The following is a 13,413-nucleotide window of genomic DNA, read 5'->3' on the forward strand; positions in this document are numbered from 1 at the left end:
CAACCGATTTCGCATTTCCAGGGGAGTTTCCATGAAAACTGTCTATTCGCCACTTCATGCCGGCCATTCAGGCCAGATGGAACTGGTCACGTCGGCTATCGTGCCGGGTTTCGAGAAGCCGTCGCGGGCCGAATTCATCAAGGCGCGGGTGGAGAGCGAGAAACTCGGCCCGATCATCGGACCGACCCAGCATGACCTCGCCGCCGCAAAACGTGTGCATGAAGCCCCCTACATCGATTTCCTGCCGACGGTATGGCCGGAATGGGTCGCCGCCGGCTTCACGGGATCGGCCATGGGCTTCACCTGGCCGACGCGCGGCCTGCGCGGCGACGTGCCGCCGAAGCGCATCGATGCCTTGCTCGGCTATTACTCCTTCGATGCCGGCGCCACCTTCGTCGAAGGCACCTGGGCGGCGATCAAGTCCTCCTATGAAGTGGCGCTGACCGCTGCCGCCCTGGTCAAGGACGGCGAGCGCACCGCCTTCGCGCTTTGCCGCCCGCCCGGCCATCATGCCGGCGCTGCCTTCATGGGCGGCTATTGCTTCATCAACAACGCCGCCGTGGTCGCGCAATGGTTCCGCGACCAGGGCGCCAAGCGCGTTTCGATCCTCGATGTCGACTACCATCACGGCAACGGCACGCAGGAGATCTTCTATCGCCGCGGCGACGTCCAGGTGCTCAACCTGCATGGTGACCCGATGATCGAGTACCCGTTCTTCCTCGGCCATGCCGACGAGCGCGGCGAAGGCGAAGGCGAAGGCTTCAATATCAATTACCCGATGCCTTTCGGCACCGATTGGGACGGCTGGAGCGCCTCGCTGGAGGATGCCTGCGCCAAGCTCACCGCCTACGGCCCCGATGTCGTCATCGTCTCGCTCGGCGTCGACACTTTCGAGAAGGACCCGATCAGCCAGTTCAAGCTGAAGAGCGTCGACTATCCCAAGATCGGCCGCCGCATCGCCAAGCTCGGCCTGCCGACATTGTTCGTCATGGAAGGCGGCTACGCCGTGGAAGAGATCGGCCTCAACGCCGTCGGCGTGCTGACCGGCTTCGAGGATCGCTAAGCCGTCTCCTGTTCAAGGCCGTACGCTCCCGGATGCAACCGGGGGCGTATTTTTTTACGACCTCGCCTCGAAATCATCGGCTCAATTCAGCCTTGAACCACCGCCAAATAACGCGAAGACCGGCTGCTGAGTCGCAATGCGAGTCCATCGGATTCGATTTTGTCAAATCGCGTTTGATGTCAGATTCATCTGCGGGTAGATTAGACCCGAATCAGCCGGTCCACGGGGGGCGCGGCAACCACGCAAAGTCTCAAGTTCCGGCGCCAGGCCGGTACCAGACGCGGACGGTTTCGCGTTCCCTAGAAGGATTCGGCGCGGTTGGGCGCCGTTCGCGCCCGTGAGTGTGTCTTCGTAAACGTGACGCGTTTCGGGTCCGGCTGTTGGTTTTTGCCAGCACCGGGCACAAGGATCGATTCCGGCAAGAACCCAAGAATTAAAATGAGCAGTCCCGCCGCGCTTCTCCAACCCGACGCTTCAGGCTCGCGCCTGGCGTCCCGCGGCGATCTCACCAGTTTCTTCATGCAGCTTGCCGCCGATATCGGCGCCGACAGCTACATGCTGGTCGCCATCGTGCACGACCAGGACCGCAACGATGCGCGCATCGTGTCCTCGAACTGGATCTTCGACGCCATAGAGCTGATCGGCAAAAGGCTGATTGCCAATTTGGCGCTGGGTCCCTTGACCGTGGCACCGGGCGTGCGTCCGAAACCGTTGGTGGCCGCGCACGCGCCCGACGCCGGCGCATTGCTGACCGGCGAGGAGGCCCGCCTGCTCGACGTGCTTGGCCACGCCGAAATCTATTCGCTGCGGCTCAATGTCGGCCGGCAGCGCCTGTTCGTGCTGTTCTCGGCCGCCGAGGCGGGCAAGATCGACCTGGCCGCCCTGATGAAGGCGCAGATCAAGTGCTGCTATGCACTTTCCAGCATTCCGCAGTTGATCGCGGCGGCATCCATGCAGGATCCGCTGTCGGACCGCGAGCGCGAATGCCTGTTCTGGGTCTCGGAAGGCAAGACCACCGATGAGGTGGCCGTCATCCTCGGCGTCTCGTCGAACACCGTCAACAGCTACATCACGCACGCCATCCAGAAGTTCGCGGCCAGCAACCGCGCGATGGCGATCGCGACGGCGATCAGGAGCGGCATCATTTGAAGCACGCACAGGTCAAAGAGGCGGCAGCCGCCCTTTTCAACGATCAGCACAATCCCTTCGGCGCCTTCTCGCTCGGCTCGGAGACCCACCACGCCGTCACCATTCCCGATGCCGTGCGCCGCTGCCGCTGGATCGCCGTCGATATCAATGCCTCAGCCTTCGGCCTCTATTTCGTCAGCCCCTCGCCCGAGCGCGCGCGGCTGGTCGCGTGTTTCGATTCCGACTATCCCGGCACCGCGGTCGCGACGAAGTTCATCTCCGGCGCCAATGGCGAGGATATGGTGCGCCACAGCCGCCTCTCGACGGCGCCGCTCTGGTGGGCCGACGACGGCGCCGCCGGATCGCGGCAGGCCTTTCAGTCGCTCGCCTGGGCTGAGCCGACCGCGCCGCTGGCGCCCGGCACCAACGGCATCGCCTTGCCGGTGCATGCCGATCGCGGACAATGCGGGCTGGTCGTCTTCCTGGGCTCGGAGATCGCGCTGTCCGACGACACGCTTTGCGAGATCCACGCCCGCTCCTTCGATCTCTTCGCGGCCGTCGCGCGCATCCGCCCCGGCGATACCGGCCGGATGCGCTCGATCTCCAAGCGCGAGCTCGAATGCTTGAAACTGACCGCCAACGGCAACACCAGCGAGGAGATCGCCAAGCTCCTCAAGCTGTCGGTGCATACCGCCAACCAGTATCTCACGCAGTCGACGCAGAAGCTCAACGCGGTCAACCGCAACCAGGCTGTCGCCAAGGCTTTGCGGCTCGGCCTGATCGAGTGACGTCACGCCCGCGGCGCTGAACGTGCCGCGGCTAAAGCATGTCTCCCGAAAGTGGGAACCGGTTTCGGCGCAAAGACATGCGCAAATCAAAAGCCTAAAGCGCAGGGAGCGAATCTGAAAGATCGCGACGCGCTTAGGTCGGCTCGCCTGCAATCAAATCTCAGGGGAATGCGAGCGTCTCGGTCCTTCGGATGCGAGCCTCTTCGATCGCGTCCTCGAGCAAGGCCGTGTTGTGCTCCGGCGTCTCGCCAGGCTTTTCGAACGACACGTAATTGACCGTCACGGATGCTTCGCGCTCGGTCAGCGTGAGTTGGAAGTAAACCGTCACGCCGCGCGGCCGCAGCTCCAGATCGAGCACGATGCGCGGGCTGCCGCTCCAGTCGACATGCGCCTCTGCGCCATGGCCGAGCCGAAGCGTCCCCGGCCGGAAGTAAAGCTCGACCGCCGAATCCACGAGGTCCGACAGACAGGCGAGATGCTCGAGCCGGATGAAGGCGATATAGTCGGCAACGTCGATGAGCCTCAATTCGCCCACCACCGGCTCGATGGCGCTGGCGACGATCAGCTCGCGGGAGTTGGCGTGTGGTTGCCGGTCCATGGGTTAGCGGCGTCCGTTCATTGGGTTGCTTTGCGCGCGGCCTTCTTCGAGTAGACGATCCGCACCAACTCGGCGACCGCCTGGTAGAATTGCGACGGGATCACGCTATCAACCGAAACTTGCTTGTACATGGAGCGCGCGAGCGCGACGTCCTCGAAGATCGGGATGTTGTTCTCCCTGGCGATCTCGCGGATCTTGAGCGCCACAAGATCCTGCCCCTTGGCCAGCACGATCGGCGCGGAATCCTCCTCGCGCACATATTTCAGCGCGATCGAATAGTGCGTCGGATTGGCGATCACCAGTGTCGCGCGCGGCACGGCCGTCATCATGCGTCTGCGCGCCCGGTCGCGCGCCAGCGAGCGCAGCCGCGATTTGACGATCGGGTCGCCTTCCGACTGCTTCAACTCGTCCTTGACCTCCTGCTTGGTCATCCGCAGGTCGCGTCGCCAGTGGAAGCGCGACCAGACGATGTCGACCACCGCGATCAGTCCCATGACGAAGACGATTGCCGCGAGGATGTCGACAAAGATGCCGCGGATGACCAGCCCGAACGAGACCGGGTTGGTGATCATGCCGGCGAGCAGCTTGCGATGATCTTCCGAGAGCGTGAAGCTCAGCACCGCGATGGCAAAGCCGAGCTTGGCCAGCGACTTCAGGAACTCGACCCACCCCTGCATGCCGAACATCCGGCTCCATCCCTTGGCGATCGAGATGCGCGACAGCTGCGGCCTGATCCGCTCGCCGACGATTTGCGGCATGTTCTGGAAGACCGAGGCGCCGATGCCGGCAACCGTCAAGAGCACCAGCAGGCTGACGACGGCGCGGCCGATCTCGGTCATCACCTGCTTGTAGAGCGAGATGACGTCGGTCTCGGTATCCATCGGCCAGGCTTCCGGCTTTTCCAGGAACGTCGACAGGAACATGCCGAGATCGACGATCGCATCCTTGGCGTAGAAAACGGCGAAAACCAATATGGCGAGGAAGGAAGCAAAGATCGCGGTCTCACGCGAATGGGGCAGCTTGCCCTGTTCGATCGTGTCGCGGATCTTCTTTTCTGTGGCTTCCTCGGTTTTGGAATCCTTGTCGACCGCTTCAGCCATGGCGCTCTGACCGGGTGGTTATCGTCAGGCGGCTTCGGCGGTGGCGGTCTGCGTCGAGGGCAGCTCGAAAGCTCCTTCGCGCGACAGCCGGATGGCGGCGACCGATATTCTCTTGCGCGCCGCCATGATGTCGGCAAGCGCAATGCCTTCCGATCCCTGTCCCAGTTCGGATTCGATCATGCGGCGGGAACGCGCGCCGATCGCCGACAGCGCCGATTCGACGAGCTCCGGTGGCGCGCCGCGCAGCGCCAGCGTGACGAGTTCGGTCGACAGCCCGTCGAACAGCAGGACGCGGGCTTTCTGCGGCAGCAGCGGCAGATCGTCGAAGGCGAACAGCCGCGACTTGACGCCGGCGAGATCGGGCGTGCCGGCCTGCTCCAGGTCCTGCATCAGTTCGTCCAGTTCGGGCTTCGCCATTTCGTTGAGCATGCTGGCGACGCGCTCCTGGCCGGCCGTGGTGTCCCGGCTGGCCTTCTGCGACAGCACGCTCACGCGCAGCTGGTTCTCGACGATCCTGGACGCCACGTCCGGGATGCTGGCCATCGTCACCATGCGCTTGATGATCTGGCTGCGCATCGGCTTCTCGATTGTCAGCAGCACATTGGCGGCTGTCTGCGGCGCCAGCTTCGACAGCACCATGGCCGACGTCTGCGGATGCTCGCCGGCAAGGAAGCTGCCGAGCCGCGACGGCTCGAGCTTCTCGAGGTCCGGCCATATCGGCGGCGGCCCTTCCGGGACCGGCTCGAACTTCCTCTCGCCCATGATGGCGCTCATCTCCTCGGGCGACAGCGATTCGTTCAGGATCGTATCCATCCGGTCGGCTGAATCGAGCAGACCGGCGCCCTCGGTGAATTCGGCTTCGAACTCGGCGACGATGCGCTCCAGATCGGCCTGCGGAATGGTGCGTAAGAGACGCGCGCCCTCGATCAGCGCCTTCAGCTCGTCCTGCTTGAAGAATTTGAGCAGGCGGCTGGCCGCGGGCTTGCCCATGGCCACCAATATGGCTGCCGCCTTTTGCGGACGTGTCAGCGCCAATGCCGTCGTCATGCGTGTTGCCCTCGCTGTCGATTGGTCCGCCCGCCGACCATTGTCAGGCGCTCTTCGTCGCCGCGATGATCTCGGTAAGCCGGATGCCGAAGCGCGTCGGATCGCTTTCCAGCACCGTGATCTCGCCGCGCGCTATTCTGCGGCCGTTGACCACGACGTCGACCGGTTCGCCGATACGGCGATTGAGCGCGACCGTGGAACCCTTCTGCAGCGCCATCAGCTCCGACACGGGCATCTCCGTGCTGCCGAGGATGATCTGGACGTCGACCGGAATGGTCATGATGATGGAGGAATTGGCGCTCGACTGAAGGGCGGCGTCCGGACGCCTTTCCTCTTCGCGCAGCACGCCGCGCAGTTCCTCGATGGCGCGGTCGAGTTGCTCGTCGGGCTGATCGGGTTCGGCTTCCACCTTGGTTTTTGCCATCTGTCGTCTCCATGAATCCCGTGCCTGGCTTCAGCCCGGCATCAGTCCGTCGATGAAATCCTGTCCGGCGTCATGAGGATGGCTGACGCGGACGGTGTAGTTCTGCCCCAACTTGCCGAACTCGCAGACAAACAGTGTCTTGTCGCGGGCGCTGAGCCTGGCATTGAGCTGGGCGTTCTCCTCCAATTCGATCACCTGGCCGGGCTCGAACGCGGCGAGGTCGCCGAGCGTCAGCCGGGCGAGCGGCATCGTCGCTTCGAGCCTGACGGTCGAGCGCATCACCTCTTCGGAGAAGCGGGCCCGCCAGTCGAATTCCGTGGTCCCGCCCTCCTCGCCCGTGCTGGTCTCGCCGCTGCGCGAGGAAAGCAGCAGACGCTGCGGAATCATCACGGTGAGCGTGCCGCTTCCGGACGGCATCGACAGGCCATAGACGATGCGCACGGCGGCGCCGTCGCGCAACACGCGCCGCCTCGCCTCGTTGCCGGACATGGCTTTCGGCACCGGCAGGCGCAGCTCGAGCGAGCGCTTGCCGGATCCGTTGAGCGCCGTCGCGACCTCCTGGAACACGCTGGTCGCGACATCGGCCTCGATCTGCGACAGGTCGCGCTCGATCGGCGCCACCGGCTGGTCGGGGTCGCCGCCGAACAGCGCGCTCACCATGACGGCGACCGCTTGTGCATCCATCACCAGTGTCATGGCGTCGGCCGAAGAAGGTGAGGAAATGATGGTCAGGGCGAAGGCATCGCCGGCGCGCGAACGCGCCTCGGGAACGCGGCCGACCTCCACCACTTGCAGATCGACCGTCACCGGCGCGCCGAGCTCGCCCGCAAGCGCTTTCTGCAGCACCGGCAGCGCCCGCTCGGCCATGCCGCGGCCGGCGCCGATCACCTGCGCGGCCTCGCCGCTGTCGCCGACGAGCCGCTCGATGATCAAGGCCCGCGTTTCTGGCGGACTGGCCGGACTGGTCATGACGGCAGGCGGCCCTGTCTCGGATGCTGCATGCTCAGGCCGCCTTCTTCTCGGCGGTGCCGGCGTTCATGGTGCTCTGCTCCACGGCATCGATCGTCGGACGTTCGTAGGAGGATATCGTCTTGCGGCCGAATTCGATCGCCACCTGCGGCAGGGCCCCGTTCATATATGCAAGCAGCGTCTGCTTGACGATGATGTAGAGGCGGTTCTTCTTCTCGCGCACCGTCTTGATCTTGGTGGCGACCGGACCGACCACCGCATAGGACAGGAAGATGCCGAGGAAGGTTCCGACGAGCGCCGCGCCGATCAGGCCGCCGAGGATTTCCGGCGACTGGTCGAGCGCGCCCATCGCCTTCACGACGCCGAGCACGGCCGCCACGATGCCAAGCGCCGGCAGGCCGTCGCCGACCGCGACCATCGCGTGATAGGCCTTCAGCTTGTCGGTGCGGATCGTCTGGATCTCTTCATCCATCAGCGCTTCGATCTCATGCGAGCGGGCATTGCCGATGATGATGATGCGGCAGTAGTCGCAGATGAAATGCGTCAAGTCATGGTTCTTGAGCACGGTCGGGAAGGCCTGGAAAATTGCGGACTCTTCCGGATTGTCGATATGCGCCTCGACCTCGCTGCGCGACTTCGAGCGCAATTCGCGCATCAGGCTGTGCAGCACGCCCAGCGTCTCGAGATAGTCGCGCTCCTTCGGCACGGCCTGCTTAAAGGCTTCGAGAATGCCCTTGCCGGTGTCCTTGACCGTCTTCATCGGATTGGCAACGAGGAAGGTGCCGAGCGCCGCGCCGCAGATGACCACCGCTTCCCAAGGCTGCAGCAACACATGCAGATGCCCGCCCATGGCCATGAAGCCGCCGAGAACGCAGCCGAGCGTCACCACAAGTCCAATCAGAATGCCCACGACAGGTCCTTCCGCATGTCACGTCGTGATCAGGAATAGTCGCCGTGCCTTGTGTGAGGCTTGAATCGCAGGCAGCGGAAGCGATTCAGCTTCGCGCAAGGAAGTGACGCTATTGTGCGGGGATAGCTTCGGCCGGAGGCATGCCCTTTGCTTAGTACCTACCTCAGCTACCAGTTGATCGCCAAAGACATCCCCAAGTCCATCGCCCGCATCGAGCAGCAGCCGACGGTCGATCGCGACACCCAATACTATCTGGCCAACATCACCAAGGTGAAATCGATCGACGATTTCGTCAAAAACGACCGCCTGTTCAAATACGCCATGAAGGCTTACGGGCTGGAGAACATGGACTATGCCAAGGCCTTCATGGTCAAGGCGCTCAAGGAAGGCGTCTCCGACCCCAACAGCTTCGCCAACAAGCTGACCGACAAGCGCTACGCCCAATTCGTCCGCGCATTCAACTTCGCGGCGGATGGCGCCGATGCGACGGTCTACAATCCGGCGCAGCAGCTGGTCACGAAGAATTACGCAATCCAGGCTGAGATCGCCGGCCTCGACCCGGATTCCGACTATGTGAAGGGCGAGACGACATATTATCTCGCCAACATCACCAAGGTGAAATCGGTCGACGACCTGATGTCGAACGACCGGCTCTACACCTACGCGCTGGCCGCATTCGGTCTCGATTCCGCCACCGAAGACAAGGACCTGATCAAGCAGGTCCTTGAGGGCGGCGTGCGCGATCCGGACAGCGTCGCCAACAAGCAGACCAACAAGGCCTATACCGGGCTGGCCTCGGCCCTCAACTTCGAGCAGTACGGCGCAAATGCCACCACCTATGTTCCAGCGCAGCAGCCGACCGTCGACAAATACCTGCGCCAGACCTTGGAAGAGGACGCCGGCCAGACCAACGAAGGCGTGCGGCTGGCGCTCTATTTCCAGCGCAAGGCGCCGGACATCACCAGCTGGTACGATGTGCTGGCCGACACCGCTTTGGCCAGCGTGGCGCGTACCGCGCTCGGCCTGCCCGACTCTTTCGCTACCGCCGACATCGACAAGCAGGCGCAGCTGTTCGAGCAGAAGCTCGACATCAAGGACTTCACCGATCCCGACAAGCTCAGCAAATTCCTGACCCGTTTCACCAGCATGTACGAGATCAACCACCCCACCTCGACGGCGGTGACGTCGGTCAGCGTGCTCTTCGCGCAGCCGACCAGTGTCGGCATATCCACCGACCTGATGATGGCCATGCAGCAGTTGAAGTTCTGAGAAGATCATGCAGGACAGCCTTTACGTCGCCCTTTCCTCTCAGATCGCGCTCGAGCGCCGTCTCGACACCATAGCCGACAACGTTGCCAACGCCTCGACCATCGGCTTTCGCGCCACCGGCGTGAAGTTCGAGGACGTGGTCTCGGGCACCGGGCCGAAGTCGGTTTCCTTCGCCTCGTCCGGCAAGACCTATCTTTCCGGCGCGCATGGCGCGCTGACCGAAACCGGCAACCCGTTCGACTTTGCCGTGCAGGGCGACGCCTGGTTCGCCATTGACACGCCCGCCGGCACGGTGATGACGCGCGACGGCCGCTTCTCCATGAACGAGAACGGCGAATTGATGTCTATCGAAGGCTACCCGGTGCTGGACAGCGGCGGCGCTCCGATCCAGCTCGATCCGCGCAACGGCCCGCCCAAGGCAGGCGCCGACGGCTCGCTCAGGCAGAACGACCAGCTGGTCGGCGCCATCGGCCTCTACAATTTCGACCCCGGCGAAAATTTCGTGCGCTATGGCAATTCGGGCATCGTTCCGGCGCGCACGCCCGAACCCGTCACCGATCGTTCGGATGTCGGTATCGCTCAAGGATTTCTGGAAGAATCGAACGTCAACCCGGTGCTGGAAATGACCCGGCTGATCCAGGTGCAGCGCGCTTTCGAAAACACGGCGGCGCTGATGCGGCAGACCGATTCCTCCACCGACGACGCGATCAAGACGCTCGGCTCGAAGTGACCGCATGACGACCGGCTCGTCCCTGCTGCGCGCCTCCGAGAACCCGCCGGATACCGAACGGACCGACAGGCTGGCCGCGCTCGAACGCGTCTGGCGGCGGTTCGACGATCCGCAGGCGCTGCTTGCACGCGGCGGCCGCGTCGCCGAGATATCGCCGACGCATTACAAGGTCCGGGGCCTGTCCGGGATTGCCAGGCTCGGCGACATCGTCGAGCAGCGCGGCAAGGCCGGCGCGCGACGCGGCGAGATCGTCAAGATCGGCAGCGACGAGGTGGTGGTCGCGCCCTTCGAACGCAGCGCAGATGCGGGCATCGGCGACGCCGTCTTTCGCCGCGGCCCGCTCGCGATCACCCCGCATGTCTCCTGGCGCGGGCGCGCCATCGATGCCTTGACCCGTGTCATCGACGGCGGCCCGCCCTTGATCAGGCCGAACGCCGCCGAGGTCGCGCATGGCGCGACGCCGGGCGCCCTGGCGCGCCAGCGCGTCGGCACCGGCTTCCTCACCGGCGTCAGGGTGATCGACATCTTCACCCCACTCTGCTTCGGCCAGCGGCTCGGCATCTTCGCGGGTTCCGGCGTCGGCAAGTCGACGCTGCTTGCCATGCTCGCCGGCGCCGCGGCCTTCGATACGGTGGTCGTGGCGCTGATCGGCGAGCGCGGCCGCGAGGTGCGCGAATTCCTTGAGGATACGATCGGCGCCCAGAGCATGGCCAAGACCGTCGCCGTCGTCGCCACCAGCGACGAAAGCGCCATGATGCGCCGGCGCGCGCCCGACACCGCCATGTGCGTGGCCGAGCATTTCCGCGACCAGGGCCATCGCGTGCTCCTGGTGCTGGATTCCGTCACCCGCTTTGCGCATGCGCTGCGCGAGGTGGCGACCGGAACGGGCGAGCCGCCGGTCGCGCGCGGCTATCCGGCCTCCGTCTTCACCGACCTGCCGAAGCTGCTCGAGCGCGCCGGGCCTGGAGCCGAGGGCAAGGGTTCGATCACCGCCATCATTTCCGTGCTGGTCGACGGTGACGACCATAATGATCCAGTCGCCGATTCGGTGCGCGGCATCCTCGACGGCCACGTCGTGCTCGACCGAGCGCTCGCCGAGCAGGGCCGCTATCCGCCGGTCAATCCGCTGTCGTCGATCTCACGCCTTGCCGACAAAGCCTGGAGCGCCGAGCAGCGCATGCTGGTGACAAAGCTGAAATCGATGATCGCCCGCTTCGAGGACACGCGCGACATCCGCCTGCTGGGCGCTTACCAGAGCGGCGCCGACGCCGAGCTCGACAACGCGGTGCGCCAGGTGCCGTTGATCTATGAGGCGCTCACGCAATCGCCGAGGGACCGCGCGTCGGCCGATCCGTTCGCCGACCTCGCCCGCCATCTCAAGGGGAAGCTGAATGGCGATCAAGGAGACTGAGCTCCAATACACCGAACGCATGTTGCGCGACATGCTTGCCGAGGCCGAGAGGGCCGAGGCCGACGCGGCACGAACTGCCAAGGACAAGGCCACGCGTGCCAAGACACCGAAGACAGCGGCGCTTCTGGCCAGAGCCGACAGGCCGCATCCGCCGCGGACATCCGCCGCCGAGACCGCCGATGTCGCGCAGACCAGCCGCGATTCCTTGCTCGACGGCCTTTTCCCCCGCACCGAGTGGCCGGAGCCGCCGAAAGCCCAGTTCCCGCGCCTGGCCGACAGGAGGGCCGACCGCCGCAGCGATTTCGTCATCGCCGCGCTCGGCATCACGCTCGGCCTGATCTGCGCGCTGTTTCCCTGGTACATCTTCTTCAACCAGGAGCAGTTCGGTGTTCAGGCCATCAAGTTCGGCGGCAGCGGCAGCAACTCCGGACGCGAGGGCGGCGGCGTCGTGACCGAACGCGGCGGGCCGCTGACGGCCAAGGACCTTCCCAATGCCGACATCGACCTCTTTGCCACCGGAACGGTGCAGAACGACCCTGCGCTGCCGCCCGGGGACCAGCCCTTCCCCGCGGCCGTGTCGGAGTTCAAGATGGTGCATGTCGCCAACGGCCGCGCCATGATCGAGGACGATACAGGTCTGTGGCTCGTCCAGCGCGGCTCTGTCCTGCCGGATTCCAGCCGCGTCGCCTCGATCGAGCAGCGCGGCGGCAAGTGGGTGATCGTCACCAGCACCGACAAGGTGATCCAGCTCTCGAGGTAATTATGCCGGGCCGAGTGGCCCGCCCCGCGCAAGGTCCGCGCAAGACTGGCCGCCTAGTCTTGTGCGTACTTGCCCGGGAGATTCCCATGGAACCCGTAAATCTTTTCGATCTCGCCACGCGGCAGTCGCAATGGCTGGCCGTGCGCCAGTCGGCGATTGCCTCCAACATCGCCAATGCCAACACGCCGGGCTACACGGCCAATGACGTCGAGCCCTTCGAAAAGCTCCTCGATCGGACCGCGGTGACGCTTGCCGCCACGCAGGCCGGCCACCTCGGCGCCGAAACGGCCAATGCCGGCTTCAACGTCAAGCCTCAGGACCCCGATGGCGCGATCATGCCGTCGAAGAACACCGTGGTCCTCGAACAGGAGCTGATGAAGGCCGGCGAGGTCCGCCGCTCCTTCGAGCTCAACACGGCGATCGTCAAGGCCTTCCATTCGATGATGACGATGGTGGTGAAGAGCTGACCATGGACGCCCTCACCGCAGCCCTCAAAGTCGCGGCCTCCGGCCTTGGCGCCCAGTCGGAGCGCCTGCGCGTGGTCTCGGAAAACCTTGCCAACGCCCAGTCGACCGGCAACACGCCGGGCGCCGATCCCTATCGCCGCAAGACGATCACCTTCCAGTCCGAGGTCGACCGTGCAACGGGCGGCTCGCTGGTGGAAATCGGCGCGATCTCCCGCGATCCTTCGGACTTCCCGATCGAATTCCAGCCCGGCAACGAAGCCGCCGACGACAAGGGGTACGTCAAGATGCCCAACGTCAACACGCTGGTCGAAATGGCCGACATGAGCGAGGCGAACCGCTCCTATGAAGCCAACCTGCAGGTCATCAAGCAGGCTCGCGATCTGATTTCCATGACCATCGACCTGATGAGGAACCAGTAATGATCGGCGGTATCGGGGCAATACAATTCAAGACGGCGGTCGACGGAGCGGAGCAGGCTTCACCGAATCTGCTGCAGGGCGGTATCGGAACGCAGGCCGGCGAAAGCGTCGGCAGCAGCTTCGCCGAAGTCCTCAGCCAGGCGGCGACGAAAACCGTCAACACGCTGCAGGGCGCCGAGCAGATGTCGATACAGGCGCTGAAGGGCGATGCCGACACGCGCCAGGTCGTCGATGCGGTGCTGAGCGCCCAACAGGCGCTGCAGACCACCATCGCCATCCGCGACAAGGTCGTCTCGGCCTATCTCGAAATCAGTCGCATGAGCATTTAGG

Annotated in this window: 16 protein-coding genes; 10 read left to right on the forward strand and 6 right to left on the reverse strand. The window is 64.4% G+C overall.

Translation table 11 applies throughout. The features are described 5' to 3' along the window. The first annotated feature begins 31 nt into the window (after positions 1-31). The 3 genes from LB565_RS11745 (at position 32) to LB565_RS11755 (ending at position 2,979) form a co-directional block, all read left to right on the forward strand. Positions 32-1,063, forward strand: a complete 1,032-nt coding sequence (locus LB565_RS11745; RefSeq protein ID WP_224584015.1) for a histone deacetylase family protein — start codon at positions 32-34, stop codon at positions 1,061-1,063. A gap of 438 nt (positions 1,064-1,501) precedes the next feature. Next, positions 1,502-2,212, forward strand: a complete 711-nt coding sequence (locus LB565_RS11750; protein ID WP_224584016.1) for a helix-turn-helix transcriptional regulator — start codon at positions 1,502-1,504, stop codon at positions 2,210-2,212. Next, on the forward strand, positions 2,209-2,979 hold the full coding sequence (locus LB565_RS11755; protein WP_224584017.1) for a helix-turn-helix transcriptional regulator: 771 nt from the start codon (positions 2,209-2,211) through the stop codon (positions 2,977-2,979). The genes LB565_RS11750 and LB565_RS11755 overlap by 4 nt, the downstream gene beginning before the upstream one ends. Before the next feature lie 160 nt (positions 2,980-3,139). Here the strand turns inward: LB565_RS11755 and LB565_RS11760 are convergent, their stop codons facing one another. Genes LB565_RS11760 through motA form a run of 6 tightly spaced genes read right to left on the reverse strand, consistent with a single transcriptional unit; the run spans position 3,140 to position 8,027 of the window. Continuing rightward, positions 3,140-3,577 (reverse strand): hypothetical protein, encoded by a 438-nt coding sequence (locus tag LB565_RS11760; RefSeq protein WP_224584018.1) that lies wholly within the window; start codon positions 3,575-3,577, stop codon positions 3,140-3,142. 17 nt (positions 3,578-3,594) lie between these two features. Next, positions 3,595-4,677, reverse strand: coding sequence for a flagellar biosynthesis protein FlhB (flhB, locus tag LB565_RS11765; RefSeq protein WP_224584019.1), 1,083 nt, complete (start codon positions 4,675-4,677; stop codon positions 3,595-3,597). Positions 4,678-4,701: 24 nt separating this feature from the next. After that, positions 4,702-5,724: a flagellar motor switch protein FliG gene (locus LB565_RS11770; protein WP_224584020.1), complete on the reverse strand. Its 1,023-nt coding sequence runs from the start codon at positions 5,722-5,724 to the stop codon at positions 4,702-4,704. Between the two features lie 43 nt (positions 5,725-5,767). Next, complete coding sequence (gene fliN, locus LB565_RS11775; RefSeq protein ID WP_095766391.1) at positions 5,768-6,148, reverse strand: flagellar motor switch protein FliN; 381 nt, start codon at positions 6,146-6,148, stop codon at positions 5,768-5,770. A gap of 30 nt (positions 6,149-6,178) precedes the next feature. Then, positions 6,179-7,117, reverse strand: a complete 939-nt coding sequence (locus LB565_RS11780) for a FliM/FliN family flagellar motor switch protein (RefSeq protein ID WP_318012149.1) — start codon at positions 7,115-7,117, stop codon at positions 6,179-6,181. 34 nt (positions 7,118-7,151) lie between these two features. Then, on the reverse strand, positions 7,152-8,027 hold the full coding sequence (motA, locus tag LB565_RS11785) for a flagellar motor stator protein MotA (protein WP_095766389.1): 876 nt from the start codon (positions 8,025-8,027) through the stop codon (positions 7,152-7,154). Positions 8,028-8,174: 147 nt separating this feature from the next. On the opposite strand from motA, the gene LB565_RS11790 reads away from it, so the two are divergent. From LB565_RS11790 to LB565_RS11820, 7 genes are all read left to right on the forward strand, one after another. Continuing rightward, entirely contained in the window at positions 8,175-9,296 is a 1,122-nt protein-coding gene (locus tag LB565_RS11790; protein ID WP_224584022.1) for a DUF1217 domain-containing protein, read from the forward strand. A 7-nt stretch (positions 9,297-9,303) separates the two neighbouring features. Further along, positions 9,304-10,026: a flagellar basal-body rod protein FlgF gene (gene flgF, locus LB565_RS11795; protein ID WP_224584023.1), complete on the forward strand. Its 723-nt coding sequence runs from the start codon at positions 9,304-9,306 to the stop codon at positions 10,024-10,026. A 4-nt stretch (positions 10,027-10,030) separates the two neighbouring features. Next, positions 10,031-11,437 carry a flagellar protein export ATPase FliI gene (gene fliI, locus LB565_RS11800; protein ID WP_224584024.1) on the forward strand — a complete coding sequence of 469 codons (1,407 nt, stop codon included), beginning with the start codon at positions 10,031-10,033 and terminating at the stop codon, positions 11,435-11,437. Continuing rightward, positions 11,418-12,197 (forward strand): hypothetical protein, encoded by a 780-nt coding sequence (locus LB565_RS11805; RefSeq protein WP_224584026.1) that lies wholly within the window; start codon positions 11,418-11,420, stop codon positions 12,195-12,197. The genes fliI and LB565_RS11805 overlap by 20 nt, the downstream gene beginning before the upstream one ends. An 86-nt stretch (positions 12,198-12,283) precedes the next feature. Continuing rightward, positions 12,284-12,664, forward strand: a complete 381-nt coding sequence (gene flgB / locus LB565_RS11810) for a flagellar basal body rod protein FlgB (RefSeq protein ID WP_224584028.1) — start codon at positions 12,284-12,286, stop codon at positions 12,662-12,664. A 2-nt stretch (positions 12,665-12,666) separates the two neighbouring features. Further along, on the forward strand, positions 12,667-13,083 hold the full coding sequence (gene flgC / locus LB565_RS11815; protein WP_224584030.1) for a flagellar basal body rod protein FlgC: 417 nt from the start codon (positions 12,667-12,669) through the stop codon (positions 13,081-13,083). Next, positions 13,083-13,412, forward strand: a complete 330-nt coding sequence (locus LB565_RS11820) for a flagellar hook-basal body complex protein FliE (RefSeq protein WP_224584032.1) — start codon at positions 13,083-13,085, stop codon at positions 13,410-13,412. Before flgC ends, LB565_RS11820 begins: the two co-directional genes overlap by 1 nt. The last annotated feature ends 1 nt before the right edge of the window (position 13,413 follow it).

Origin of the sequence: Mesorhizobium sp. CA14, assembly GCF_020165195.1 — a bacterium.
GTDB lineage: Bacteria > Pseudomonadota > Alphaproteobacteria > Rhizobiales > Rhizobiaceae > Mesorhizobium.

What these genes read in the sequence shown, in the direction of transcription:
- LB565_RS11745 (WP_224584015.1), top strand. Translation starts at nt 32, where the DNA reads ATGAAAACTGTCTATTCGCCACTTCATGCCGGCCATTCAGGCCAGATG.
- LB565_RS11780 (WP_318012149.1), bottom strand. Translation starts at nt 7,117, where the DNA reads ATGACCAGTCCGGCCAGTCCGCCAGAAACGCGGGCCTTGATCATCGAG.
- LB565_RS11750 (WP_224584016.1), top strand. Translation starts at nt 1,502, where the DNA reads ATGAGCAGTCCCGCCGCGCTTCTCCAACCCGACGCTTCAGGCTCGCGC.
- LB565_RS11760 (WP_224584018.1), bottom strand. Translation starts at nt 3,577, where the DNA reads ATGGACCGGCAACCACACGCCAACTCCCGCGAGCTGATCGTCGCCAGC.
- LB565_RS11770 (WP_224584020.1), bottom strand. Translation starts at nt 5,724, where the DNA reads ATGACGACGGCATTGGCGCTGACACGTCCGCAAAAGGCGGCAGCCATA.
- flgB (WP_224584028.1), top strand. Translation starts at nt 12,284, where the DNA reads ATGGAACCCGTAAATCTTTTCGATCTCGCCACGCGGCAGTCGCAATGG.
- flgF (WP_224584023.1), top strand. Translation starts at nt 9,304, where the DNA reads ATGCAGGACAGCCTTTACGTCGCCCTTTCCTCTCAGATCGCGCTCGAG.
- fliI (WP_224584024.1), top strand. Translation starts at nt 10,031, where the DNA reads ATGACGACCGGCTCGTCCCTGCTGCGCGCCTCCGAGAACCCGCCGGAT.
- fliN (WP_095766391.1), bottom strand. Translation starts at nt 6,148, where the DNA reads ATGGCAAAAACCAAGGTGGAAGCCGAACCCGATCAGCCCGACGAGCAA.
- LB565_RS11805 (WP_224584026.1), top strand. Translation starts at nt 11,418, where the DNA reads ATGGCGATCAAGGAGACTGAGCTCCAATACACCGAACGCATGTTGCGC.
- LB565_RS11820 (WP_224584032.1), top strand. Translation starts at nt 13,083, where the DNA reads ATGATCGGCGGTATCGGGGCAATACAATTCAAGACGGCGGTCGACGGA.
- flgC (WP_224584030.1), top strand. Translation starts at nt 12,667, where the DNA reads ATGGACGCCCTCACCGCAGCCCTCAAAGTCGCGGCCTCCGGCCTTGGC.
- flhB (WP_224584019.1), bottom strand. Translation starts at nt 4,677, where the DNA reads ATGGCTGAAGCGGTCGACAAGGATTCCAAAACCGAGGAAGCCACAGAA.